24 protein-coding genes and 1 pseudogene are annotated in these 24,492 nt (G+C 47.0%); 2 read left to right on the top strand and 23 right to left on the bottom strand.

Going from position 1 to position 24,492, the window contains the following annotated elements:
- Positions 1 to 2: 2 nt before the first annotated feature.
- The 13 genes from AAAT93_RS09325 to AAAT93_RS09265 all read right to left on the bottom strand — a co-directional run bounded on the left by AAAT93_RS09325 (position 3) and on the right by AAAT93_RS09265 (position 9,178).
- Complete coding sequence (locus AAAT93_RS09325) at positions 3 to 2,000, bottom strand: SpoIIE family protein phosphatase (protein WP_021985923.1); 1,998 nt, start codon at positions 1,998 to 2,000, stop codon at positions 3 to 5.
- A 183-nt stretch (positions 2,001 to 2,183) separates the two neighbouring features.
- On the bottom strand, positions 2,184 to 2,495 hold the full coding sequence (locus AAAT93_RS09320) for an FtsB family cell division protein (RefSeq protein ID WP_181985649.1): 312 nt from the start codon (positions 2,493 to 2,495) through the stop codon (positions 2,184 to 2,186).
- Between the two features lie 31 nt (positions 2,496 to 2,526).
- Positions 2,527 to 2,871 carry a spore cortex biosynthesis protein YabQ gene (yabQ, locus tag AAAT93_RS09315; RefSeq protein WP_021985921.1) on the bottom strand — a complete coding sequence of 115 codons (345 nt, stop codon included), beginning with the start codon at positions 2,869 to 2,871 and terminating at the stop codon, positions 2,527 to 2,529.
- A 30-nt stretch (positions 2,872 to 2,901) separates the two neighbouring features.
- Complete coding sequence (locus tag AAAT93_RS09310) at positions 2,902 to 3,153, bottom strand: YabP/YqfC family sporulation protein (RefSeq protein ID WP_181985554.1); 252 nt, start codon at positions 3,151 to 3,153, stop codon at positions 2,902 to 2,904.
- 85 nt (positions 3,154 to 3,238) lie between these two features.
- The gene (locus AAAT93_RS09305) at positions 3,239 to 3,478 is read right to left on the bottom strand and encodes an RNA-binding S4 domain-containing protein (protein WP_021985919.1); all 240 of its coding nucleotides are present in this window, start codon (positions 3,476 to 3,478) and stop codon (positions 3,239 to 3,241) included.
- Between the two features lie 99 nt (positions 3,479 to 3,577).
- Positions 3,578 to 3,850, bottom strand: coding sequence for an HU family DNA-binding protein (locus tag AAAT93_RS09300; RefSeq protein ID WP_021985918.1), 273 nt, complete (start codon positions 3,848 to 3,850; stop codon positions 3,578 to 3,580).
- 173 nt (positions 3,851 to 4,023) lie between these two features.
- On the bottom strand, positions 4,024 to 4,572 hold the full coding sequence (gene spoVT / locus AAAT93_RS09295) for a stage V sporulation protein T (protein ID WP_021985917.1): 549 nt from the start codon (positions 4,570 to 4,572) through the stop codon (positions 4,024 to 4,026).
- A gap of 167 nt (positions 4,573 to 4,739) precedes the next feature.
- Entirely contained in the window at positions 4,740 to 5,087 is a 348-nt protein-coding gene (locus tag AAAT93_RS09290; protein WP_195540997.1) for an Hpt domain-containing protein, read from the bottom strand.
- Positions 5,078 to 5,908: a substrate-binding periplasmic protein gene (locus AAAT93_RS09285; protein ID WP_227573149.1), complete on the bottom strand. Its 831-nt coding sequence runs from the start codon at positions 5,906 to 5,908 to the stop codon at positions 5,078 to 5,080. The genes AAAT93_RS09290 and AAAT93_RS09285 overlap by 10 nt, the downstream gene beginning before the upstream one ends.
- Complete coding sequence (locus AAAT93_RS09280; RefSeq protein ID WP_227573148.1) at positions 5,905 to 6,351, bottom strand: response regulator; 447 nt, start codon at positions 6,349 to 6,351, stop codon at positions 5,905 to 5,907. The genes AAAT93_RS09285 and AAAT93_RS09280 overlap by 4 nt, the downstream gene beginning before the upstream one ends.
- A gap of 78 nt (positions 6,352 to 6,429) precedes the next feature.
- Positions 6,430 to 6,645, bottom strand: coding sequence for a hypothetical protein (locus AAAT93_RS09275; protein WP_021985913.1), 216 nt, complete (start codon positions 6,643 to 6,645; stop codon positions 6,430 to 6,432).
- A 4-nt stretch (positions 6,646 to 6,649) separates the two neighbouring features.
- Positions 6,650 to 6,919: a hypothetical protein gene (locus AAAT93_RS09270; protein ID WP_021985912.1), complete on the bottom strand. Its 270-nt coding sequence runs from the start codon at positions 6,917 to 6,919 to the stop codon at positions 6,650 to 6,652.
- 141 nt (positions 6,920 to 7,060) lie between these two features.
- Positions 7,061 to 9,178, bottom strand: a complete 2,118-nt coding sequence (locus AAAT93_RS09265) for a glutamine synthetase III (protein ID WP_021985911.1) — start codon at positions 9,176 to 9,178, stop codon at positions 7,061 to 7,063.
- A gap of 178 nt (positions 9,179 to 9,356) precedes the next feature.
- Here AAAT93_RS09265 and AAAT93_RS09260 point away from each other — a divergent pair, with 178 nt between their 5' ends.
- Both AAAT93_RS09260 and AAAT93_RS09255 read left to right on the top strand, forming a co-directional pair.
- Entirely contained in the window at positions 9,357 to 10,712 is a 1,356-nt protein-coding gene (locus tag AAAT93_RS09260) for a sodium-dependent transporter (RefSeq protein ID WP_021985910.1), read from the top strand.
- Between the two features lie 59 nt (positions 10,713 to 10,771).
- Positions 10,772 to 12,428, top strand: a pseudogene (locus AAAT93_RS09255) (SulP family inorganic anion transporter).
- A gap of 85 nt (positions 12,429 to 12,513) precedes the next feature.
- Here AAAT93_RS09255 and AAAT93_RS09250 read toward each other — a convergent pair.
- The 10 genes from AAAT93_RS09250 to AAAT93_RS09205 form a co-directional block, all read right to left on the bottom strand.
- On the bottom strand, positions 12,514 to 13,074 hold the full coding sequence (locus tag AAAT93_RS09250; RefSeq protein ID WP_195540994.1) for an alpha/beta hydrolase: 561 nt from the start codon (positions 13,072 to 13,074) through the stop codon (positions 12,514 to 12,516).
- Between the two features lie 34 nt (positions 13,075 to 13,108).
- Positions 13,109 to 14,878 carry an RNA polymerase sigma factor gene (locus tag AAAT93_RS09245; protein WP_117780018.1) on the bottom strand — a complete coding sequence of 590 codons (1,770 nt, stop codon included), beginning with the start codon at positions 14,876 to 14,878 and terminating at the stop codon, positions 13,109 to 13,111.
- A 37-nt stretch (positions 14,879 to 14,915) separates the two neighbouring features.
- On the bottom strand, positions 14,916 to 16,736 hold the full coding sequence (locus tag AAAT93_RS09240; RefSeq protein ID WP_118374341.1) for an RNA polymerase sigma factor: 1,821 nt from the start codon (positions 16,734 to 16,736) through the stop codon (positions 14,916 to 14,918).
- Positions 16,708 to 17,286 (bottom strand): FHA domain-containing protein, encoded by a 579-nt coding sequence (locus tag AAAT93_RS09235; RefSeq protein ID WP_021985906.1) that lies wholly within the window; start codon positions 17,284 to 17,286, stop codon positions 16,708 to 16,710. Before AAAT93_RS09235 ends, AAAT93_RS09240 begins: the two co-directional genes overlap by 29 nt.
- 1 nt (position 17,287) lies before the next feature.
- Entirely contained in the window at positions 17,288 to 18,343 is a 1,056-nt protein-coding gene (locus AAAT93_RS09230) for a hypothetical protein (RefSeq protein WP_117780015.1), read from the bottom strand.
- A 36-nt stretch (positions 18,344 to 18,379) separates the two neighbouring features.
- The gene (locus AAAT93_RS09225) at positions 18,380 to 18,709 is read right to left on the bottom strand and encodes a hypothetical protein (protein WP_117780014.1); all 330 of its coding nucleotides are present in this window, start codon (positions 18,707 to 18,709) and stop codon (positions 18,380 to 18,382) included.
- Between the two features lie 98 nt (positions 18,710 to 18,807).
- Positions 18,808 to 19,383 carry an indolepyruvate oxidoreductase subunit beta gene (locus tag AAAT93_RS09220; RefSeq protein ID WP_117780013.1) on the bottom strand — a complete coding sequence of 192 codons (576 nt, stop codon included), beginning with the start codon at positions 19,381 to 19,383 and terminating at the stop codon, positions 18,808 to 18,810.
- Between the two features lies 1 nt (position 19,384).
- The gene (gene iorA, locus AAAT93_RS09215; RefSeq protein ID WP_117780012.1) at positions 19,385 to 21,127 is read right to left on the bottom strand and encodes an indolepyruvate ferredoxin oxidoreductase subunit alpha; all 1,743 of its coding nucleotides are present in this window, start codon (positions 21,125 to 21,127) and stop codon (positions 19,385 to 19,387) included.
- Between the two features lie 23 nt (positions 21,128 to 21,150).
- Positions 21,151 to 22,785 carry a class I adenylate-forming enzyme family protein gene (locus AAAT93_RS09210; protein ID WP_021985901.1) on the bottom strand — a complete coding sequence of 545 codons (1,635 nt, stop codon included), beginning with the start codon at positions 22,783 to 22,785 and terminating at the stop codon, positions 21,151 to 21,153.
- A 22-nt stretch (positions 22,786 to 22,807) separates the two neighbouring features.
- The gene (locus AAAT93_RS09205; protein WP_117780011.1) at positions 22,808 to 24,460 is read right to left on the bottom strand and encodes a hybrid sensor histidine kinase/response regulator; all 1,653 of its coding nucleotides are present in this window, start codon (positions 24,458 to 24,460) and stop codon (positions 22,808 to 22,810) included.
- Between the last annotated feature and the right edge of the window lie 32 nt (positions 24,461 to 24,492).

Below are 24,492 nucleotides of genomic sequence, written 5' to 3'. Positions count from 1 at the left end.
ATTCACAGATTTTTCATGACCTTGCACACAATAATCGTTGCATCATCCTTCAATCGTTTTCCACAGACGCTTCGGATATCCTGGATGACCGCCTCCACCACAGTCTCTGGCTCCTCATCCTTTAACGCTTCCAGCAGTGTATGCATATAGTCGTCTTTATTTTCAAACAAAATACTGTCCAGCACGCCATCACTCACCATGACAATCAGATCGCCGGCATAATATTTCTTACTGCTGCACTCGCATCCAGCATCCTCCATCACCCCAACCGGAAGCGATGTCGATTTGATACACTCCATCCAGTTTCCCCGGCACACATAAGTCGTTGCGGCGCCGTATTTTACCAGATGTCCAACTCCTGTGTACAGATCCAGCAACAACATATCCAGTGTTGTAAAATGCTCCCCCTTATTCTTCTCTGCCAGATACGCATTCACAAGCCGCACTGCCATCTCCTGTTCAAATCCGGTCATGACAAGTTCCTCGACCGCAGAGAGCAGCGCTTCACTGTCTTTCGCCGCCTGCACACCGTTTCCCATGCCATCAGCAATCATCAAAAGCGCCTGTCCATTCTTCAGATTCCCAATATAAAAATTGTCTCCCGATATCACATCTTCCTGACAGGAAAGTCGACGGGCGGCAGTCTGAATGCGGAACGCAGGCTTCTGATTTAATATAACAAGGTCATAGCTCCGTCCAACCATCTGGCGGCTGTCCTCCCCGATCTCAAACGGGATTCCCGTCTCCTTGCTTGCAATCTTGCGCACCGCCTCTGCGCCGACCAGTCTGCCACGTCCCACGCGGGCATCCGCATAGAGCTGGTATCTGCCATTCTGCGCCTTTAAGAGCGTCAGCGATTTCACATGTACGCCCATCCTGCCCAATTCCGACACGATCGCCGTCTCCGCATCCTTACGCATCGCAACAGGGCTGTCCAACTGCTTTGTAAAATCCTCCAGCATCGTTCCGATCTGTGAAAACCCAATCCGCTGCCCCTCCGTCCCTGCAAATGTATAATCAATCCGTTTCAACGCATCCGAGAAACTCCGCACGCGTGAAAGCGTAAGCTTGCCCCATTCTGCCCCGGAAAGTGCCATGGCATCCCCCTGCGTACGCACTTGCACGAACAGGCGTCCCGGTAAAAAAAACAGCACAAACACCGCAGTCGCAATCGCCTTGATGCCAGCCTCAGAGAGCATCTGCGGAAACGCAAAATATCCAAGCAGGCAATCGCTCGCTACAAAAATCAGAATGCTTCCGTATCGTCCTATATGCAGAAATTCGGTCAAACCATTTACAAGTACTGCGAGAAATACCCACGCAGCAAGCATCTGCATATCGTCTGCCCGGAGGGCATAGATGGCTCCGGAGATTGCCGCCCAGGAAACGCCAGCCGAAAATCCAAACCGATACGATATATAAAAGATTGTAAACAGGCACACGCTCGCAAGCACCTCGACGACTCCGCCAAGCTGAACCGGCATCCCGGCAAGTACGGTTGTTGCAAGAATCAGCACTGCAAGCATCGTCTGGGTGTCTGTTAAAAAAAGGAGCTTATCCCCACTCAGATTCCGATAAGAAAAGCAATACGCTAACATAAAAGAAAAAACGAGCGCACCTTCTGCGCACGCCAGAGGGATTCCGATTGCCCCTGGCAGCCAGAACGCCGCACCGATCTGGAGAACGATCGTCTCCAGTCCGACAAGGACAGACAACAGAAACGAACGCGGATATAATAGCTGCAACTTTCTGACGCGTACAAGCACAGCTGCCATCACCCAGATCAGTGGATAGATCATCTGTCCCTGTTTCTCAAAACCACCCTGCTCAAAAAATGCGCCGAGCAATCCGAGCAGCAACATCCACGGACTTCTCCCGCAGGCGCTGCCCGCACCAATGATTGCCGTCCCAAATGGTGCTGTGCCAAGCAGACTGCAATGTCCCACACAATATGCAATCAGAATATCTGCAATACCAGAAAAAAGCTTCGCCACTTTCATTTTCTCAATCCCCTCTACCCGATGGTTTCCGTCTGTTTCAAATTTGCCATACAAGTTTATACAATTCTTCCGACTGTGTATGTCTAACAGTGACAGCTGGGAGATAAAATTTATAGACATTTTTACGCAAAAAAGCTTCCGGCAATCTACCGGAAGCTTTCTGTCTTCTTATCTCTGATTCATTTATTCTGCCGGACGGATAACCAGCTCATCTGGTTTCACTAACCCGAGCTTGTCCTTTGCCACGTCCTCTATATATTCATTCGTCTGCATATATTTCTCCTGTGCATCGAGGTTCGCCTGCTCCTGCTTTGCCTCTTCGACCTTCAACTCCATCGTTTTCTCGGTCTCTGCCAGCTGCTTACTCTTCGTGTGCAGACTTGTCGCACGCACAATCGAAGTCACACATATAAATATAACCGCCGCAACAACCAGAAATGTGATCACCGGCGACTGACGATATCGAACTGATTTTTTTGTACTGCTTTTTGCCATTTCCATACCCACTTTTCATACCTAAAGATATTTACATTTTACCCTTATTATCGCTATTTTTCAACAATTTCTTGTGCTTTTTCGCGGATTTTTTTACCTTGTACAAGATGTTGTTTACAGATTTTAACAAGGTACAACTTATAGTGTAATGGAACAATACAACGCCAAACAAAATGCCAACCGCCATATACCAGTGCAGCACACCATCCCCATATACGTGGATGCACTCCAACGTCACATAGGTCCAGATCAGCCAGAAGCAGACATCTTCCATTGCTATTAAAATTGAATTATGAGATACCACGCGTCGAAATACACGCAAAAGATCATACGACAGTGTGAGGGCGATTCCCACGGCAACACTCATGATAAACATGGCTCCCTGTCGTATCAATACATCTGTCAATTATCGAAACAGCCGTTTGGCGATCGCCGCGGCTTTCTTCTTTCCCTTTTTGTCCGAATAAAGCATCCCCTGTATCGTTCCGGTCAACTGGAGTTCACCCTTCTCCATATCCAGCTTCTCTGCGTGCAGATTCTGCCCCTTGATGGCAAGATGATCTGCTGTTGTTTCTACCTCAACAAGCTCCGGTTCCATCGATATCACCTTTTCCAGTCCGGTGAGGCTCATATGTGCGCGTTGTGTAATATGTATCATATGACTTTCCATGTATGCTCCTGCACACTTGTTATAGCATAAATATATGCAGGCACTCTGCGATTTATGAGCCTTCTACCTTCCATCAGAGATATTCAAACATCTCTTTTGCATCTTCCTTTTTCGTAGAATCCGCGATCATTGTCACCTTAACCTTCACGGATTTATTACCAAACGATATCTCGATCACATCGCCAAGCTTCACATCATAGGATGCTTTCACGACTTTATCATTGACCATGACTCTGCCTGCATCGCATGCATCATTTGCTACGGTACGACGCTTAATCAGACGCGATACCTTTAAATATTTGTCCAAACGCATAGCACGTTCCTCCTTACTTTCCTCTCATATGAAAAAGCTGCCGCAGCATGCGACAGCTTTTCACTCTTTATCGAAAAATCTTTTCGGATAAGAATCAGATTAGTTTAAAGAATCCTTTAAAGCCTTACCAGCCTTGAACTTAGGAGACTTAGAAGCAGCGATCTTCATTGTCTCGCCTGTTCTTGGGTTACGTCCCTCACGAGCAGGTCTCTCAGCTACTTCAAATGTACCAAATCCAACTAACTGGATCTTCTCACCATTCTTTAACTCTTCTGCTACTGTCTCTGTGAAAGCCTTAAGTGCCTTCTCAGCTTCTGTCTTCTTAAGTCCAGCCTTCTCAGCCATCTTTGCAACTAATTCATTCTTGTTCATCGAAATTTCCTCCTATAATAAAACGATGTTTCCTGACCACATCCCCCGCGGTCGAATCTTGTTTTTATCAGCTTTGCCAACAAAGCCCTACGCATATTTATACCTTGTTGCCCTTTGTTTGTCAAGGAAAAAAGCCAAGTTTTTGGCACTTTTTGGGAATTTCGATGTCAATTTTACCCTTCCATCTGTTTCCCAAGGAATTTCGCTGCAATCGCCGCCGCTTTCACCTCAGATTCGCCGATTTGCCTGCTTCCTTCCCGGCTGAGCAAAATTACCGCGCCAATAGCATCGCCCTCGCAGATGATCGTCTGCACGATCTCTCCATCATACTCATTATCTCCGTGCCCGAGAATCCGGATAAACTTCTTTTCACCTTTCCGCGCCAGAATCGCTTCCCGGTCATTGATCGCATCCTCCAGTTCCCGGTGCAGGGATTTGCCGAGCAGATCCTTCTTGGAGATTCCCGCGACCGCGATGATCTGATCCCGGTCACAGACGCACACGCCACAACCAAGACTTGCTGCGATCGCATCAACATACTCCTGCGCAAATGCAGAAAGCTCTCCGATTGGTGAATATTTTTTCAGGACGATCTCACCATCCTTGTCGGTAAATATTTCCAATGGATCGCCTTCCCGAATCCGTAACACGCGCCGGATCTCCTTTGGAACGACAATTCTGCCAAGCTCATCGATCCGTCTGACAATTCCTGTTGCTTTCATTTGATTATTTCCTCCTGTTCTCCTGACATACTTCCATTTTTGTACTGTATGGGTAGTATGTGGAAAATCGAAAGAAATATTCGATTCTTATTTGAACAAATTAATAAACTTTTTTATAATACCTTGATTAACATTTTCCGAAGTTTTGCCATAGATTCCTCTTTATTTTACTGCAGTTTACGGATTGCATTCACAGTAATGTCATACTGCTCCTTTACTTTTTCAAACATCACATCTGTACCATCTAACTCTTTTGCACGAAGCTTCTCCGTCAGCGCTGAACTTACCTCATACAGCTTGTCAAATCCGAGATTGACACAGACACCTTTGAGCGTGTGTGCTGCACGAAATGCACTGTCCACATCCTTCTCCTTAAGTGCTGCCTCCAATGTCTCATAGGACTTGTCGTTCAAAAATCTGATTGCAAACCGCTGCACCATCTGCTCGCTGCCGAGACGGCTCAATACCTCATCGAAATTTGATCCCATCTCCTCATAGCATGCTCTTACTTCCATTCCTGTACTCCTTTCATGTCACTAAATGCTGTCTCTGGATTTAACCCGTATTTCTCTATAATCTTCCTTGTTGTTCCATCTTCCTGCATCTCATTCAATGCCTGTGCCAATTTCCCAATCACTTCGTTATCGCTTCCCTTTATAAACGCGATTCCAAGTTCTGAATTATACAAACTCTCGTCCAGAATCCGGTAAGCATCCGGATCGGTCTCTACAAATGTACGAAGCGCACTTTCATGCCCGGCAATCGCATCCACATATCCTTTTCTGAGACTCGCGTAAATCTCATCCATAGAAGAAAAGCTGAACAGATCCCCCACCTGTGGTGTCGCCGGATTATCCTGATTTAAAAATTCCCGTTCTGGTTTACTCGTCGCCTGTACTGCTACACGCGTTCCTTCAAGATCGGATAGTTGAAAAATATCACTGTCCGCATGCACCACAACAACCTGCCGACTGTTCAGATACGGTCCAACCCATGTATACTCTTCTTCCCGACCAGTCATCGTGAAGCTACCCCACAGACAATCCACGCTTCCTTCCTCCAGATATTCGTCCTTGTCCTCCCACACGATCTGTGTAAAGACCGGCTCGTATCCGATGCGGCGGCATGCCTCCTGCGCAAGCTCGACATCCACGCCTGCAAATTCACCATCCTCGTTGATATAATTAAACGGTTCATAGCTGTCACTGCCAATCACCAACTGCGGCAGTTTTGACGACTGCTGTGTGCCTTCTGTCGCGGTTGATCCACAGCCCGCAAGCAGTACACACCCCGTCATACATGTAGCTATAATCTGACGAAGTTTCTTCATTCTCATTGGTTCTCCCCCTCTTTTTTCTCCCTACAATATTTTCTTATCATCGCGAACATCTTCTGCTCATCGAGTGGCTTTGACAAATGTTCACTCATCCCCGCTTCTTTGCTCTGCTGGATATCGTCCGCAAATGCATTTGCTGTCATCGCTATGATCGGAATCGTCGCTGCATCTGGTCGATGCATCGCACGGATCTGCTGCGTTCCCTGAAAATCCTGCATTGTATTATCTTTACTATTATCCCCTTTTTCTGTCTCTGGCGCAAGTAAAAATCGAAACTCGATTGTAAAGGTCGTCCCCACGCCCTCTTCACTTGTAAAAGAAATCGTTCCACCAGCTCTTTCGCGATGGAAAGTCACACCGGCTGCGGCTGCCTGCGTCTCAACAAGCTCTCCCATCGTCTCTCCGCCATGCAGATGAACTCCAACATTCTCTGGAATCTTCAATCCCTCCCATGTATTTGTCTGTGGGAACAGAATGATATCCGTTGAATAAATCGTGCTGATTGCCTGTATGATCTGATATTATTTTTCTATGTATTCGGTGTTTTTTCGTGCATATCGATAATGAATCATATGAAAAAATGATACAAACAGCAAATACAACAAAACCGCGTACGCCATTGTCGTTGTACGATATGTAAACATTTCGCCCGACGTATAAAATACATACAAATGATTGTCCTTGTAGCTCCGACGCATGACATACCATGTCTGTCCGTCCGACTTTATCTTCTGCATCGTATTATCCGTCCCAGCCCTGTTTTTCCGCTGTCTCTACGACTGTTCCTGAAATGGATTTATTTTTCTTTGTTTCATCATTGCTATTTATGATAGAAGCGCCATCAGTGATAATGATGGTCGCCTCCATCGTAAAGTTATTTCCTGATAATAACGTATCTAACGATAATTCGTTATCTACTTCCTTATAGCCGGTGACATCCTCATAACAAAGCACCAATCCCGGCTGATCTTTCCGCGCCACAACCGCATACGCATAGGTTTTCCCATCCATCTCCGCATGCGAGAGCACCGATTTATTTTTTTATGTAAGAATTTCCCGAACTTCCGTGGTTGACAAATAATCCTTCCACATGGAATACTGGTTCGTGTCCGACTCTCCGACCGCATTCAGGTTCTTATCTTACATGTTGCATTACAGTATAAACATCAAATCTCCATAAGAAGGCATTGGCCACATCTCCTTATCGACGATCATCTCCAATGCGTCGACTGGAGTACGAAGTTCTGTCATGGCTGGCATGATCACATCCAGACAATATCTTGCACGTTCCGGACCTTCTTCCTTCTTCTCGATCTCAGCTGTTACCTCTGCCAGATGATTAAGTGCCTCGTAGCTTTCTGCAAGCAGGGCTGATGTCTTCTCCAGAAGCTTCTCCTGTACGCTTACATTGTAAGTCTTGCCAGCTGCACGTACCTGGTTGACAGATTCTGCAAGTACGGTTGTGTATTTGACAACCGCTGGAATGATCTGCTTCGTTGCCATATCGATCATCGTTCTTGCCTCAATGTTGATTGCCTTCGCATAAATCTCATACTGGATCTCCGCTCTTGCCTCAAGCTCTGCCTTTGTAAATACCTTGAAATGCTCAAACATATCAATGGCTGCATCCGTCGTAAGCGCCGGGATTGCATCGACCATTGTCGGAAGGTTTGGAAGTCCTCTGCGCTTTGCTTCCTCCTGCCACTCCTTGGAATATCCATTTCCGCTGAAGATGATACGCTTATGCTTTTCTGTATATTCTACAATCAGCGCGTTTAACTCTTTGTCGAAATCCTCTGCCTTCTCCAGTCTGTCGCAGGCCTCTTCAAATGCCTCCGCTGCGATCGTGTTTAAAACGACGTTGCAGTTTGACAGAGAATCCTGGGAACCAAGCATACGGAACTCGAACTTATTTCCTGTAAAAGCAAACGGTGATGTACGGTTACGGTCAGTTGCGTCCTTGCGGAAATCTGGAAGCGTTGTAACACCCGTTGCAAACTTCTCACCCTTGATACTATGGGTTGCCTCTCCATTCTTCAGAATCTGGTCAAGCACATCCTCGAGCTGGTCGCCAAGGAATACGGAGATGACCGCTGGTGGTGCTTCATTGCCACCCAGTCTCTGATCGTTTCCGACATCGGCTGCAGATACACGAAGCAGATCTGCATGCTCATCAACCGCCTTTAAGATACATGCAAGTACAAGAAGGAACATTTTATTCTCATGTGGATTCTTGCCTGGATCAAGCAGATTAACTCCATCGTCAGAAGTGAGTGACCAGTTGTTGTGCTTACCGGAACCGTTTACCCCTGCAAACGGCTTCTCGTGAAGCAGGCAGCGCATACCATGACGACTTGCAACCTTCTTCAAAATACGCATCATGATCTGGTTGTGATCCTGTGCGATATTGACCGGTGCATAGATCGGAGCCAGCTCGTGCTGTGCCGGAGCAACCTCGTTGTGCTGTGTCTTCGCAGCGACGCCAAGCTTCCAGCACTCCTCATTGACTTCCTTCATATATGCACTGACACGCTGACGGATCGTACCAAGATAATGGTCATCCATCTCCTGTCCCTTTGGTGGCATCGCACCAAACAATGTACGTCCAGTGTAGATCAGGTCCTTACGCTTTAACCATTTTTCTTTATCAACAAGGAAATATTCCTGTTCGGCACCAACGGATGGTGTCACACGTTTTGCAGTTGTATTTCCAAATAATCTTAAGATACGGAGTGCCTGCTTATTAACTGCCTCCATCGAACGAAGCAATGGTGTCTTCTGATCGAGTGCCTCGCCAGTGTACGAACAGAATGCGGTTGGAATACAAAGGATCCCGCCTGCAGAGTCATGACGTACAAACGCTGGAGATGTACAATCCCATGTCGTATAACCTCTTGCCTCAAATGTCGCACGAAGTCCGCCGGATGGGAATGAAGATGCATCTGGCTCTCCCTGGATCAGCTCCTTACCGGAGAACGATAACAATACCTTTCCATTTTCCTTCGGTGCTGTGATAAATGCATCATGCTTTTCAGCAGTCACACCGGTCATCGGCTGGAACCAGTGACTGAAATGTGTTGCCCCTTTCTCGATCGCCCACTCCTTCATCTCGTGGGCTACCACATCCGCGATCTCCAATGACAATTCCTTGCCCTCTTCAATCGTCTCCTTGAGTTCTTTGTAAACCTTCTTCGGAAGTCGTTCTTCCATGACCGCGTCGTTAAATACGTCACAGCCAAACAGCTCTGTTACGTTTACATTTTCTTCCATGTTGTCTTCTAAACCTGTCCTTTCACGTTTCCTTAATTAATTTTGAAAGTTCTCCCCTTGTATTATTATTTTTTTTATAGTATATTTTATGAAGTTTGCTTTGTCAAACAATATAATAGGTAATATGCCGCTATTTTGAATCATCTGGCGGCATTTTTATTCAGGAGGGAAAATATATATGCAGCGAGAATCTTTCAAATCCCGCCTTGGTTTTCTGCTTGTATCGGCAGGATGCGCCATCGGTATTGGAAATGTGTGGCGTTTTCCATATGTTGCAGGGGAAAACGGAGGCGGTCTTTTTGTGCTCTTTTACCTGATCTTTCTGGTAATTATGGGGCTCCCGGTTTTAACAATGGAGTTTGCAGTCGGACGTGCGAGCCGCAAGAGTGCGGTGCTTGGATACAAGGCACTCGAAAAGCCCGGCAGCAAATGGCATATCCACGGCTGGTTTGCCATGGCTGGATGCTATCTGCTGATGATGTATTACACAACCGTATCCGGCTGGATGCTTTCTTATTTTTATAAGTTTGCCACAGGTGCTTTCCATTCCGGTATGGACACCGACGCGACATCTTCCGTATTCACAGATTTGCTCGGTGATCCGCTTCAGATGACGATCTGGATGGTCATTATCGTGGTCGCAGGATTTCTCATCTGCAGCCGCGGCTTGCAGAACGGATTGGAACGGATCAGTAAGTTCATGATGCTGGCATTGCTTGCACTGATCGTGATCTTAGTTGTACATAGTCTGACATTATCCGGTGCAAAGGAAGGCCTGAAGTTCTACCTTGTACCAAATGCAAAAACCGTATCCGAGGTCGGTCTTCGAAATGTGATCTCTGCGGCTATGAACCAGTCGTTCTTCACTCTGAGTCTGGGTGTTGCGGCAATGGAGATCTTCGGAAGCTACATGAGCAAAGACAATACGCTTGCCGGGGAGGGCGTCCGTATCTGTGCTCTCGATACATTTGTTGCAATCATGGCAGGACTGATCATCTTCCCGGCATGCTTCAGCTATGGCGTGGAAGTCGGTGCCGGTCCAAGTCTGATCTTCGTCACACTGCCAAATGTATTTGTAAATATGGCAGGCGGAAGAATCTGGGGAACACTGTTCTTCCTGTTCATGACATTTGCCAGCTTCTCAACGGTTATCGCTGTATTTGAGAACATCATTTCGTTCTGTATGGATATGTTCCATATCAGCCGGAACAAAGCGTCACTCATCAACTGCATCATCATCCTGATCGCGAGCATGCCTTGTGTCCTCGGTTACAATGTCTGGAGCAGTGTGCATCTGATCGGCGGTCGTGACGTACTCGACACGGAAGACTTCTTAGTTAGCAACCTGCTGTTGCCGCTTGGTTCACTCGTCTATCTGTTGTTCTGTGTTACCAAATGGGGATTTGGATTTGATAACTACATCGAAGAGGCAAATACCGGAAAAGGGCTTAAAATCAGCCGGAAATTAAAGCCGTATTTCCAGTTTATACTTCCGGTTTTGATTCTGATCATTCTGATTCAGGGATTGCTGTAGCCGGATCCGGGGAGATCGTTATACTACATTTTAAATAAAGCGAAAAGGATTTTACTGACATGGAAAAGCTCAAATATATAAAACCGAAACTTTTTAGCACTATGAAAACATATACAAAGGAACAGTTTGTGAAGGATATCGTCGCAGGTATCATCGTGGCGATCATCGCATTGCCTTTGTCGATTGCACTTGCCATTGCCTCCGGTGTCAATCCGGAGCAGGGTCTGTACACAGCCATCATCGCAGGATTCTTCATCTCCCTGCTCGGTGGCAGCCGCGTGCAGATCGGCGGTCCGACCGCAGCATTCGTTGTTATCATCTACGGCATCATCGCCCAATATGGCATGACCGGACTTACAATCGCTACTTTTTTGTCCGGTATCATCATGATCATCATGGGACTGTGCCATTTCGGCAATCTGATCAAATTTATCCCGAAGACGATCACGGTCGGCTTTACATTTGGTATTGCCATCGGCATCTTCGCCGGACAGCTCAAGGACTTCTTCGGTCTGTCCATGGGAGCTGTGGCCATCCGAATTTGTTGATAAATGCGCTGCCTATGCGAAAGCATTTCACACGATTGACTGGATGACGTTCGGTATCGGTATGCTCGCGCTGCTGATCCAGATCTTCTGGCCGAAGGTATCTGCGAAGATTCCGGGCAGCCTGATTGCAATTCTCGTAACCACACTGATTGTCCAGCTTGGCAAGCTTCCGGTTGCTACGATCGGCGATCTGTACACAATTAAGGCAGGCTTCCCGAAATTCGCCGCCCCGCAGCTTTCGTTCGCCCTCGTAAAAGAACTGATCTCACCGGCATTTACAATTGCAATTTTAGCTTCAATTGAATCGCTGCTTTCCTGTGTTGTATCCGATGGTATGATCGGTGGACATCACCGTTCGAATGCGGAGTTAGTCGGTCAGGGTGTCGGTAATATCATGTCATCTCTCTTCGGCGGCATCCCGGCAACCGGAGCGATTGCCAGAACCGCAGCCAATGTCAAAAACGGCGGACGTACCCCGATTGCCGGTATCGTCCATGCGATCACCCTGCTGTTGATCCTGCTGTTCCTGATGCCGTATGCATCTATGATTCCGATGACCTGTCTTGCCGCAATCCTGATCATGGTTGCCTACAACATGAGCGGCTTCAAGACATTTGGCCACATGATCAAAACCGCACCGAAAAGCGATATTCTCGTCCTGATCACCACTCTGCTTCTGACGGTATTCTTCGATCTGGTTGTGGCTATCGAGATCGGTATGGTCATGGCCGCATTCCTGTTCATGAAGCGAATGTCCGATGTCGGTGAAGTGAAACCATGAATCTACAAAGAAGATCTGGACAAAAACGAGATCTCCGAGCACACGGACCTGAAGAATGTGCCGCGTAACACAATGGTATATGAAATTCTCGGTCCGATGTTCTTTGCGGAGACAAATGACTACCTTGCATTTACACACGAAAAACACAAGAATGTTCTGATTCTTCGTATGCGTGATGTTCCGGCGATGGATATCACCGGGCTGGAATCACTCGAAGAGGCATACAAGACATGCCAGAAGAAGGGCATCCACTTACTGCTCTCCCACGTGAACGAACAGCCACGTCATGTAATGGAGAAGGCCGGTTTCGTAGAGAAGCTCGGCGAAGAGAACTTCTGTGAGAACATTGATGTTGCATTAGCAAAAGCGGCAACGTTTGATAATTAAACATTCTGCTTACCATAACAAAAAGCCCCGATTGCGTCCGTGGATATATTTCCAATCACACCGGACTGCAACAGGGGCTTTTGTATTATATAATTGCTTTGGTCTTCTCCATCACATCCTGCAGGATTTTCAGATTCTGCATGGTATCGCTTGTCTCCAGTGAATGGTTGGCGTTCTCGTAGACGTGCATCGGAACGCCCTGCGCTTCACTCATCTGAATCACCGCAGGCACATCACTCCACGGATCAGCCGTTCCGATAAATGCAACCGCATGCTTCGGTGCGAAGGTGTAGGTTGCCTCAAGCGGCGTGTATAAGATATGTCGAATATCTGCTGCCATTCCCGCTTCTTCAAGCTTCTGTGCATAGGCAGATGCGATAATCGTGCCAACGCTCTTCGATACAAACAGTACTTCTGCATACGGTGTAAAATCGACCTCGGCAAGCTGTTCTTCCGCCTGCGCATACAATGCATGGAAAGCTGCCTCCATCTTCTCTTTGTTCCCACGGATATTCCCCGCCTGATAATCGTATTTCAAAGCGATCTGCTCGTAGCCTGCCTCTCCCGCCAGCTTCCGGCTGTAATATAGGAGCGGCTTGTCCGCATGGTATCCGATTCCCGGAAAAAATATTGCTAATTTCTTCATAGATTTGTTCCTCGTTTTTCATTTTGATTTGGTATTAGAATTTCCCATCCGCATCCGGTTTTGGACCACTATCCGTGTTCATATAGGAATTATCATCATATAAGGTCTTCCAGCTTGTCTTATATATATTTAAACCATCACCCAAGTCTTCATTTACCGTCGGTTTTATATATATTTCTGGCGCAGAATCAACAAGATTCTGCACTGCCGAAAAACCTGTTTCAACTGTGTTATCAAACATGCTTAATGCCTTTTCATCATGAATAAAAATTATTTGATATGCACTTCTGCCTTCCCCATCTGCACTATATGTAATCTTTGCAATATCAAAGTTACAGGTTCCGCCTGCAATTCTCCATCTGATATTATAAACATATTTACACTCCAAAGCCTGTTCATTTTCAAAATTTATCTTTTCTGCATTTTCATATATGATTCCATCATTATAAAGAACCGCGCTCTGACCATTGTCTCCATACCCATAATTGCAGGTGAAAATCTTTACAACGTTTCCGTCACGCATCGTAAATACATCCCCAATATCCATTCCTCCAATCACCGCGTTCCACTGACCAATTATTAACTCATCCGTTCCATCCCCATCGAAATCATCAATCACATAAAACGCATCTTTATTTTTACTCTTATCTGTAAAATTCTCGCTGGCTTCATAGGTTGTTCCCTGTTCAATGCACTGTTTTAAGTCCGCTAACACCGCTTCATAGGAAGTATACTTCGTAATAATTTCGTTTTCTGAAGCATCTCCCATTGTCGACACAGCCGTCTTTTCGGTAGTCGACTGATTTTCTGTCACAACGTGATGCACACCAACGCCGATTGCTGCTACCATTGCAGTCCCAACGATACCGATTGCAATTTTTCCACCAATTGTACCAAAGATTGCTGCCACACCTCCACTCGTACCAGAAGCTCCGACACTTCCAGCCGCTGCACCCGTTGCTTCTCCCGCGGGCACACCAGCTCCAACTGAGAACGCACCATTTGACACAGCTCCGGTTGCAGTTCCTTCTGCATCCATTCCGCTTACTGCTATCCCACTTCCTACTATCTGTCCAAATATGTCGGCCAACCATCCTGCAATGCTAATCGTATCAATCCCAAGTGTATATGCAAGGAAATTCTGATATGCAATCCACATCCATGGCACTTCTGCCAAACGATATCTTCTGATATTGGAATTTCCATTTTCCGAATCATCCACAGGCGCCAGTGCGATTGTCTGCAAAATAGCTGTCCGTGTCTGACTCAGTGTATATCTGATATCCGAATCTTTACATCCTGTCTTCACTGCAATCTCTGGCACACTAACACCAAAATAATAATAGTCCTGAAAAACGACACGATCCATCGGTGACAACGTAGTTACAATTTCCTGCACTCTTGTAACAAAAGAAGTATCCAAAACTGCATCTTCCGTTATAGTTAACGCCTCATCTTCCACCGCATAATCATAAAATTTCCCGTCTACCGCCTGTTCATAAGTATTCTCAACAGAATCATTATGAATCTCTGTCCATCCATTTTCCTTCAGATATCCCAGTGCCTCCTCATTTGCAAGCTCTGCAGCCCATTGGTAAAATCCGTTGGTCTGTTCCAGGCTTGTCACATTCTGGTAGATTTTATCGTATACCTGTGGCACCAACGATGTCGCTACATTTGAATCATGGACAACTGTATGAAGCATCGTGTAGACCGTGCTTACTGTCTCATTATAAAAGCTTTCATACCCTCCAAAATCTCCATTTTTAAATTTGTTAAGTTGCTCTGTAATGATTGGATTCATTTACTCCCTCTGATTGTTCACTTAAATGTTTTTTTATTTAGAATTTCCCATCCGCATCCGGGATTGATGGATCATCGTTCAAAATTGTTTCGTCCTCAAACATTGGTTTCCACGATAGTTTCTTATATGAATGTGCTTCTTCCTGCCCTGCCCATGTTGATTCATCAATTTCCGTATACTGTAGACTTTGATAATCATCGTCTAATTGCTGAAGGAATGTATCATATGTAACCTCTATCGGTCCACTGAAATAATCTGGTTGAGCACCATAACCTAATTCATAATATCTAATTACGCCATCTCTTCCACGCAATTCTAATAAACATGTACAAGAATAATCATCCTCCAACGACGAATCATAATATACCAAATCATAATTTTGATCATCGGAGGCATGTACCGACATAACATTTCCTTCACTATAATAGCAATTCCCATATCTGGCTTCTGGATGATATTCCCAATTACAGATATCTCGGATTTCTACCATCCTCTTCTCCGAATTCCAACAACCAAACAAAAGCTCATCTTCTCCATCCTCGTCAATATCTTCCAGTGCATAAAAACTGTTTTCCTTACTGTACGTTGTAATTGTGTAATAATCTGAATACTCACTTTTCCCGGTTGTAGCATAATCTTCCATCCCCGTTCTCGCCTGTTCCAGCATTACTTCTAATTGTGACTTTACCTGCTGCTCATCTTCGTTCTCCGGCATTGTCTCCTCTTCCGTTTGTTCTGTCTCAACTTCAGGTGCCGGTCCATCCTCCCACATAAGCGCACCATTGCCATCCTCTTCTTCTATTGCTACAATGTGTCTTTCCGGTTCGGACGATGCATGATGGATTCCCAGACCGATGCCGACAACCGCTGCAACTCCGACAACTCCAACTGCCACTTTTCCGCCAACCGTACCAAGGAATTTTGCAATCCCATGTGCGGATGCTTTCGCTGCTGCACCTGTAGCTCCGCCTGCCTGTCCGGTTACCGCTGCACTTGCAGCACTCCCTGCCTGTCCTGCCGTGGTTCCTGCAATACCTCCTGCCTGTCCGATTACCGCAGATGTTCCTGCCACGCCACCTGCCTGTCCGACCATCGCGATTGCACCAACCGCACTTCCTGTGATTCCGACATGCGCGATGCCCGTCACCTTTCCAATATAATTCTGGAACAAAATATACATCCAAGGTGTATCCTTCAAGCCGAATTTATGCGACTTCTCCTGCTGTACCGCATATGCAGGTGCCTGTCCATACGCGGTGATTGCAGAAAGCAAGGCTGTCCGTGTCTGTCCGATGGTATGCTTTACCGCCCGCGTTGTACATCCCGTTTTTTCTACGATCGCAGGTACGCTCTCGCCAAAATAATAATACGACTGGAATACGACCTTTTCCATCGGTGATAACGCCTCGATCACAGCCTGCACATGCTCTGTAAATACGCGATCCTCAGATAAATCCTCCGTAATCGCAAGGGCTTCATCCTCCGCTGCATAATCATAGAACGGCATATCCGAACTGCTGTCTGCCGATTCCATAGTCTGTGCATTTACAGAATCCGTGTCTGGCTGCATGTCAGAATTTCCTATCGATACAGCATTTCCCTTTAAGTACTCCAAAGCTTCCTCATTTGCAAGCTTTGCGCTCCACGCATAAAATGCCTCTGTCTGTGGAAGCGTCTGCACATTCGCATAGATTTTCTCATATACCTTCGGCATCAGCTCTGCCGCAGTGTTCTCATCCGGAATAATCGTATGCAGCATCGTATAGACCGTCTGCGATGTCGCATAATAAAAGCTCTCATATCCGCTGAAATCTCCGGACTGAAATTTCTCAATTTGTTCTGTAATAATTGGTTCCATCTGTACTCCCTTTACTTCCCATCACCTTCAACGGTCCGATCACATAGGTAAGCGCACCCATATAGATCACCATCCCGTGTTCACATTCTACCACACTTCCCGGCTCCGGGTCTGCTAACTTCATCCGGATATCCCCATCCACGATCAGGAATTTGCTGCAGCCTCGCGAATCCATCGCCCGCCACGGCGCATCATAGTACCGCGTCCGGAAGAACGCCCACACCGTTGCCGGACTTACGACCGCATCCTCGCCGCCACCGAAGACGAACACATCCCCCGGCGAAACCATCACCGGCTTGACGCGCCCATGCAGCCCGGAAGATAATTTCTTCCAATTGCGGATCGTACCATTCTTCGGGTTTTCATCCATGTAAAACCAGATACCGTCCATATTCTGAAACCGCCCATGCCTACGGCTGATTGTCGTTGCATGCATCGGGATATCCGGTGTATGCTCCTTCGACATCCGTCCAACCTCCCAGACAACCTGATTGTCCAGCAAATAGATATTCAATTGTCCATTTTCAATTACGATTAAATTATTTTCCATCCTACCATATATCCGTATCGAGATCCGGAAGCTCCGCGAGAAATGCGTCGATCTCCGGCAGGTCAAGCTCCAGCAGCACCTTACGCGCATAGCGGCATAACTCATCTGGATCAAACTCCTCCGATTCCGTATCAAGCATATTGTTCAACTCCGCATCATCCAGAATAAACAGGATCACACTTTCGAACAGGTTCTTCGCACACAAAGGTTCCATATGTGCCAGCGTGAGCATCTCGTCGATCTGCTCATGATCCATGCTCAGATGCAGTCCCAGCGAGATGATCTTGTTCCGCGTCGGATACCATTTGTTCTGTCGTATCGCGGACACACACTGCCGCAGCGATGAAGACCAGCCCTGTCCCTCTGCCAGATTCGCCACACTCGACGAATACCGCTGGTAATTGATCGTCACATACATTTTCACATAGGCATAGAACTTCTGATATGCTGAGGAAAAGGTTGCGATATTGTCATAGATAAACTGCGTCAGGGCATCTGCATCCTCTACCTGTGATAGCCGTTCTGCAAACTGTGCCGTATTGATATCCGGGATTTCCATATCCGCATCCGCCGCCATGTTCTCCTTAATCTGCGACAATATGTAATCATAGGCGGTCAGTCCATACGCTTCCTCGCACTTCTCCGACTCGCGATTATCTACGCAGTCCATATCAAACCTGTGATTTAACACGTAGATACAGACACAGTCTTCCAAGCTTTTCGAATAAAGCTCCGGGTACTGCCCGTATCGACGCAGAAGCTGGTTCATCTTCTCCAGATCATACTCCGCCGCCATGCCGATTCGAAGAAATGTCTCGCGGTTCTTCGGTATCGCTCCCTTGCACCATTTGTCGACCGACACCCGGCTCACGCGGCACCGCTTCGCAAATGCAGACTTCGTAAGTCCGCTCTCCGCAAGGATTTCCTGCATCTTCTGCATCCACAGCTCCTGCTGTGACTGCAGCAGTGGAAAAATCCGCGCTTTCAGTTCTTCGAGATCCTCACATCTTCCGATCTCTTCTCTTATAAATCTTGTCTCTAAATCATTTTCTTCCATACATCATCCTGTGAGATGCCTGCCACAGGCATCCGTTTACTCCATCGACTGTTCCTTGTACGCCTTACGAATCGGAATAATTGGCAACGCCATAAATACGAAAATCGAAATAAAAAATGCAACCAGACCGGTCACGATATCATACGGAAACGGCAGAATGATCCAGCCCCATTTTGCAATCTTTCCCGCCATTTTCACTGCGGTTTTGATTCCGCCGAAGAAGTATGAGATCAATCCGATCATCACACCATATCCACACATCGTCATACTCCATCTGCTCTGTGTGGCGAGGTTGATCACGAACCCCAATACTGTCATACAAGTTGCTCCAAGTGCAATATACTGCGCAATTTCCAATCTTTTCATTTTTACCTCTCCTTTGTTCGTTTGTTTTTCAGCTCTTGCTGATGTCCTTATATTACACGAACAAAGGAAAGGTGTTTTCAGGCAAAGTTTACACCTGCCTATGCATTTCTTCCAAGTTCAAATGCTTTATGGTTTAAAGCACGAAACTTCTCCGCAACGATTGCATCGATTGCTTCTTCCCATGCATGCTCCGGAATCTCCGGGAAATATTTCGAAAGTCTTCCCATGAGTGCGATATTTACCGCCTTGGCAGAACCTGCCTCCTCGGCGATAGCGAGGAAATCCTTCGCATCGACATTCGCACCGGCTGCCTCCATCTTGGAGACAAGCTCCTGCGGATACTCCGCAGCACCTGTGATAACCGGCATCGGCTCTACCTCCTGTGTATTCACGATGATCTGTCCACCCTTCTTCAGGTAGGAAATCCATCTTGCCGCTTCGAGCTTCTCAAATGCGACAATCGCATCTGCCTCGCCCTTGTCAATGACCGGTGAATACACCTTCTCACCATATCTTACATATGTGACAACGCTTCCGCCACGCTGGCTCATACCATGCACCTCGGAAACCTTCACATCAAAATTCTGTGAGAGCAGCACATGTCCTAATATCTTGCTGGCAAGCAACGTACCCTGTCCGCCGACACCGACGATCATAATATTCTTTGTTTCCATCTTACCTGCCCTCCTTTGCTGCCGGACACAATGCGCCGAATTTACACATCTGTGTACATACTTCACAACCGATACACAACGTTGTATCGATCACTGCCTTCTTATCCCGCACGGAAATCGCAGGACATCCGATCTTCATACACATCTTACAGCCGACACATTTATCGGTATCCACCTTGATTGGCGGCTTATGTACCGTACCCTTGATCATAACACACGGACGGCGGCTGATAATGATACTTGGCTCCTCTGCGGCAAGCTCTTCCTTCACGACACGCTCCACCTCTGCGAGATCGTACGGATCAACAACTGTGACACGGTTGAATCCAAGTGCTGCACAGAGCGCTTCGAGATTCACCTTACCGGCCGGTTCACCACGCAGATTCTTACCGGTTGTCGGATTCTGCTGATGTCCGGTCATACCTGTGATTGAATTATCCAGGATAATCACGGTCGAATTGCTCATATTGTAAGCGATATCTGTAATACCGGTAATACCGGAATGAATGAAGGTCGAATCTCCGATTACACCGACACTCATCTTCTCGCCCTGTTCACCCATCGCTTTATTAAAGCCATGCAGACCGGAGCAAGACGCACCCATGCAGACATTTAAGTCCATCGCATTCAACGGTGCCACGGCGCCCAATGTATAACATCCGATATCACCATAGACCATACACTTTAATTTCGAAAGGATGTAGAAGATTCCACGGTGTGGACAGCCCGCACACATAACTGGTGGACGTCCCGGAATCTCATCGGCAAGTGCCAGCTCTTCCGGTGCATCTCCGCCAAGTGCCGTACGCACCAGATTCTGTGAGAATTCGCCACAGATCGGGAATGTCTCTTTGCCGACAACTTCCAGACCGAGCTTTCTACAGTGATTCTCAATAAATGGATCTAACTCTTCCAAGACTACAACCTTATCCACATGCTCTGCAAAGTCTAAAATCAGCTTCTCTGGAAGCGGCCAGATCATACCAAGCTTCAGATAGCTTGCATTATCGCCATACACTTCCTTTGCGTACTGATACGATGTGGAGCTTGTGATAAATCCGATGGATGTATCTCCCATCTCCACGCGGTTCAGATCACAATTCTCAGCAAATGCGATCAGATCCTTTGTCCGCTGCTCCACGCGCACATGCGCATCGCGGGAATTCTTCGTCATCATAACCTTTGTCGGATCCTTCTTGTAAGGAACCTGCTCTGGAACGATCCGCTCCTCCGTATTTACAACACTCTGTGAATGTGCTACACGCGTGCACATCTTAAGGAATACAGGTGTATTGAACTTCTCAGATAATTCGTACGCACGCTTTGCAAATACGCGCGCTTCCTCTGAATCTGCCGGCTCCAACATCGGCACCTTTGCAGCTTCAGCATAGTGTCTGGAATCCTGCTCATTCTGGGAAGAATGCATACCCGGATCATCTGCCACGCAGACAACCAGACCTGCATTTAATCCCTGATAAGAGATCGTGAACAATGGGTCTGCTGCCACATTCAATCCAACATGCTTCATTGCCGTTGCGCTTCTGACTCCACCCAGACTCGCGCCATGTGCCACTTCCATAGCCACCTTCTCATTTGGTGCCCACTCACAATAGATCTCATCGTATAAAGCGGCTTCCTCTGTGATCTCTGTACTCGGTGTACCCGGATAACTGGAAATCACTTTGCATCCGGCTTCGTACAGACCGCGTGCAAGTGCCTTATTCCCTAACATCAATTCTTTCATTTATAATTTACTCCTTTTGTTCTTTATGCCTCATTTTCCTTCTCTACCAGCTTGTCTGCGCCGTACATCTCACGCAGTTTCGGCTTCTCGATCTTTCCGGTCGCATTACGCGGAATCTCATGGAAAATAATCTGCTTTGGTCTCTTATATCTTGGAAGCTCCAGACAGAAGTTCTCGATTTCTTCCTCTGTGCAGGTCATGCCATCCTTGATCTCGATGATCGCAGCGGTCTTCTCGCCCAACCGGCGGTCTGGAAGTCCAATAACTGCCACGTCCTTGATCTTGTCATGCTTGCGCAGGAAATCCTCGATCTGTACCGGATAGATATTCTCGCCTCCACTGACGATGACATCCTTCTTCCGGTCAACAAGGAAATAGAATCCATCCTCGTCCTGTCTTGCCATATCTCCGGTGAACAACCAGCCGTCCTTGATTGTCTCCGCGGTTGCTTCCTCATTTCTATAATAACAGGTCATCACGCCCGGTCCCTTGACACAGAGCTCTCCGACTTCGCCCTGTGGGACTGTCACACCGTTCTCGTCCACGATCTTACATTCCCAACGGTAACCCGGCACACCGATCGCACCGACCTTATGGATATTCTCCACACCCAGATGCACGCAGCCCGGTCCGGTTGACTCGGAAAGTCCATAGTTCGTATCGTACTGGTGATGTGGGAAATATTCTTTCCAGCGCTTGATCAGCGATGGCGGTACCGGCTGTGCACCGATATGCATAAGCCGCCACTGCGAAAGCTCATAATCCTCTAACTTCAGGTCCCCGCGGTCTAACGCATCCAGAATATCCTGTGCCCACGGAACGAGCAGCCAGACGATCGTACAATGCTCACTCGACACAGCGGAGAGAATCGTCTCCGGTTTTGTGCCCTTTAAGAGCACAGCCTTGCTGCCTGCCACCAGACTTCCCATCCAGTGGAACTTCGCACCGGTATGGTACAGTGGCGGGATACACAGGAACGTATCATCCCGGCTCGTGCCGTGATGCTTCTGCTCCATCTGTGCGGCCTGTGTTAAGCTCTGGTGTTTATGTAAAATTGCCTTCGGGAATCCGGTCGTTCCGGATGAAAAATAAATCGCTCCAAAATCATCGTCTGTGATCTCCACATTTGGTGCATGGCTCGAACAATCTGCCACGAGCTGATGATAGCTCTCTGCGAATTCCGGACAGTTATCCCCGACATAGATCAACAGTCTTCCCTTGGAAAGCCGCTCTGCATTTGTCTCGATTCGTCCGATGAACGCCGGGCCAAACACGATCATATCAACCTCTGCAAGCTCTGCACAATATAAAATCTCTTCTGCATCATACCGGAAATTAAACGGCACGGCGATGGCTCCTGTCTTCAGAACGCCGAAATAAATCGGCAGCCATTCCAGACAGTTATACATCAGGATTGCGACCTTATCGCCCTTCTTGATGCCTCGCCCGATCAGCATGTTGGCAAACCGGTTTGCCTTCTCATCGAAGACACTCCATGTAATCTCTCTTCGATACGGCTCAAATCTCGATGGCTGTATCAGCTCGAACTCCTTCCACGAAGTTCTTCTCGTATCCGGCTCATCCGGATTCAACTCCACCAGTGCAACCTCATCCGGGTACAATCTGGCATTTCTCTCTAGGTACTCTGTAACTGGCATTTTCTTTTGCGACTCCTTAATTTTATATATATTCGCGCACGGCTTCCATCAGTTTCCTTGCACTGACAGGTTTTTGAAGCCTTGCTTTCATTCCATATTCTTCTCCATGAAACTCATCGTCTGCATATAACCGGGAAGACAACGCAATCACTGGAACCGTCCTTCCATCCTCGCGAAGCTGTCGTATTCCCATTGTTGTTGCATAACCATCCATAAACGGCAATCCCATATCCATCAATATCAGATCATAGTAATGCGCCGGTGACCGTTCAAACATGCAGATTGCATCCTCTCCATTGATCGCACGGTCAACAACAAGTCCACGTTCTGTCAAAATCTGCTCCTCAATCGAAGCGGTAATATCATTATCATCTACAACCAGCACATGCTGTCCGGAAAACATCGTTTTCCTCTCGCGCGCAGATTCCCAATCGCTCCAGTCAAAATACTGGATCTCTCCTTCGGCATCCTTGGACTCTGTTCCATATCGCAGTTTCATTCCAACTGTGATCTTCGTCCCATGACCAGTCTTTGTCTCAACCTCAATCTCTCCATCCAGCAGACGAACCAAATTCTGCACGATCATCAACCCCAAGCCAGAGCCTTCCACACGCTCAATCCGGTCTGAATGCTCTCTTGCAAATGGCTCGAACATAATCTTCCGAAACTCCTCAGACATACCGACTCCATTGTCCTGCACATAAAATTCAAAGTATCCGGTCGTTTCGTCCATCGGTTTCTCTTTGATCCCACAAAATATCTCGCCCTGATATGGCGTATAATCAATTGCATTTTGCAATAAATTCAACAATATCTGCTGCATCTTCTCCACATCGCCAATCACATTGCGATGGTAAAGCTGTGCCATGTCCAGATGCATTGTGTGCCGCCGAAGCCGCATGGATGGCTTGACAATATCAAGCGTATTTCTCCACAGATTTTCTACAGATGTCTGCTGCATCTGCAACAGCGTCGTACCCTGCTGTATCGCGTCTGTATTGATCATCTGACGCACCATACGGAAGATTGCCTTTGCTGAAAGGGAAATCTCCTCGATACACGCGGTCACACGTTCCGGATTCGTGACAAATGTCCGCGCAACGGATGCATTTCCGACGATCATGTTGATCGGCATCTGCAATTCCTCGTTCAGCCGCTTAAGATACATATTTTTGATTGCATACGCCTGCTCACTTTGCAGGTAAGCATCCCGAATCGCCTGACGCTGCTTTAGCTCCGCAGACTTCTTGCTGTCAATATTCATGTGGAACCAGTTTAAAATCTTCGGTTCCTCATCTTTCCATTCCACTACCTTGAACACATCTCTGCGCCATACATTTTCTCCCGTGCATACAATATACTCGCATTCCGCGGTATCGCTCTGCTTCAGAAGCTTGCGCAGATTATCCCGCACACCGAAATTATAACGATATTCCTGATATTCTGGTGCAACCAGCTCCTGCATCTCGAAATTCTGCTGGCTGTAACTACAATTCCGTGGTACCGGAATCCCCTGCTTCTGCAAATTATCGTGCAGGATTTCAAATGTATCCGCTTCCAGATCAATCTCCTCAATCAACAACCATTCATCGCACATAGATGCGATGGCACGATTCAATTTGTCCTTTGACGATTCCTTAAAATCCCCGTTTTTATCCATTTCAAAATCCCCCATGTTCTCCTTTTTTTCTTATGTTTTCCTGTTCT

This window comes from Coprococcus hominis (ex Arizal et al. 2022) (assembly GCF_040094675.1).
GTDB lineage: Bacteria > Bacillota > Clostridia > Lachnospirales > Lachnospiraceae > Coprococcus_C > Coprococcus_C hominis.
This window is presented reverse-complemented; position numbering and strand designations above follow the sequence as displayed.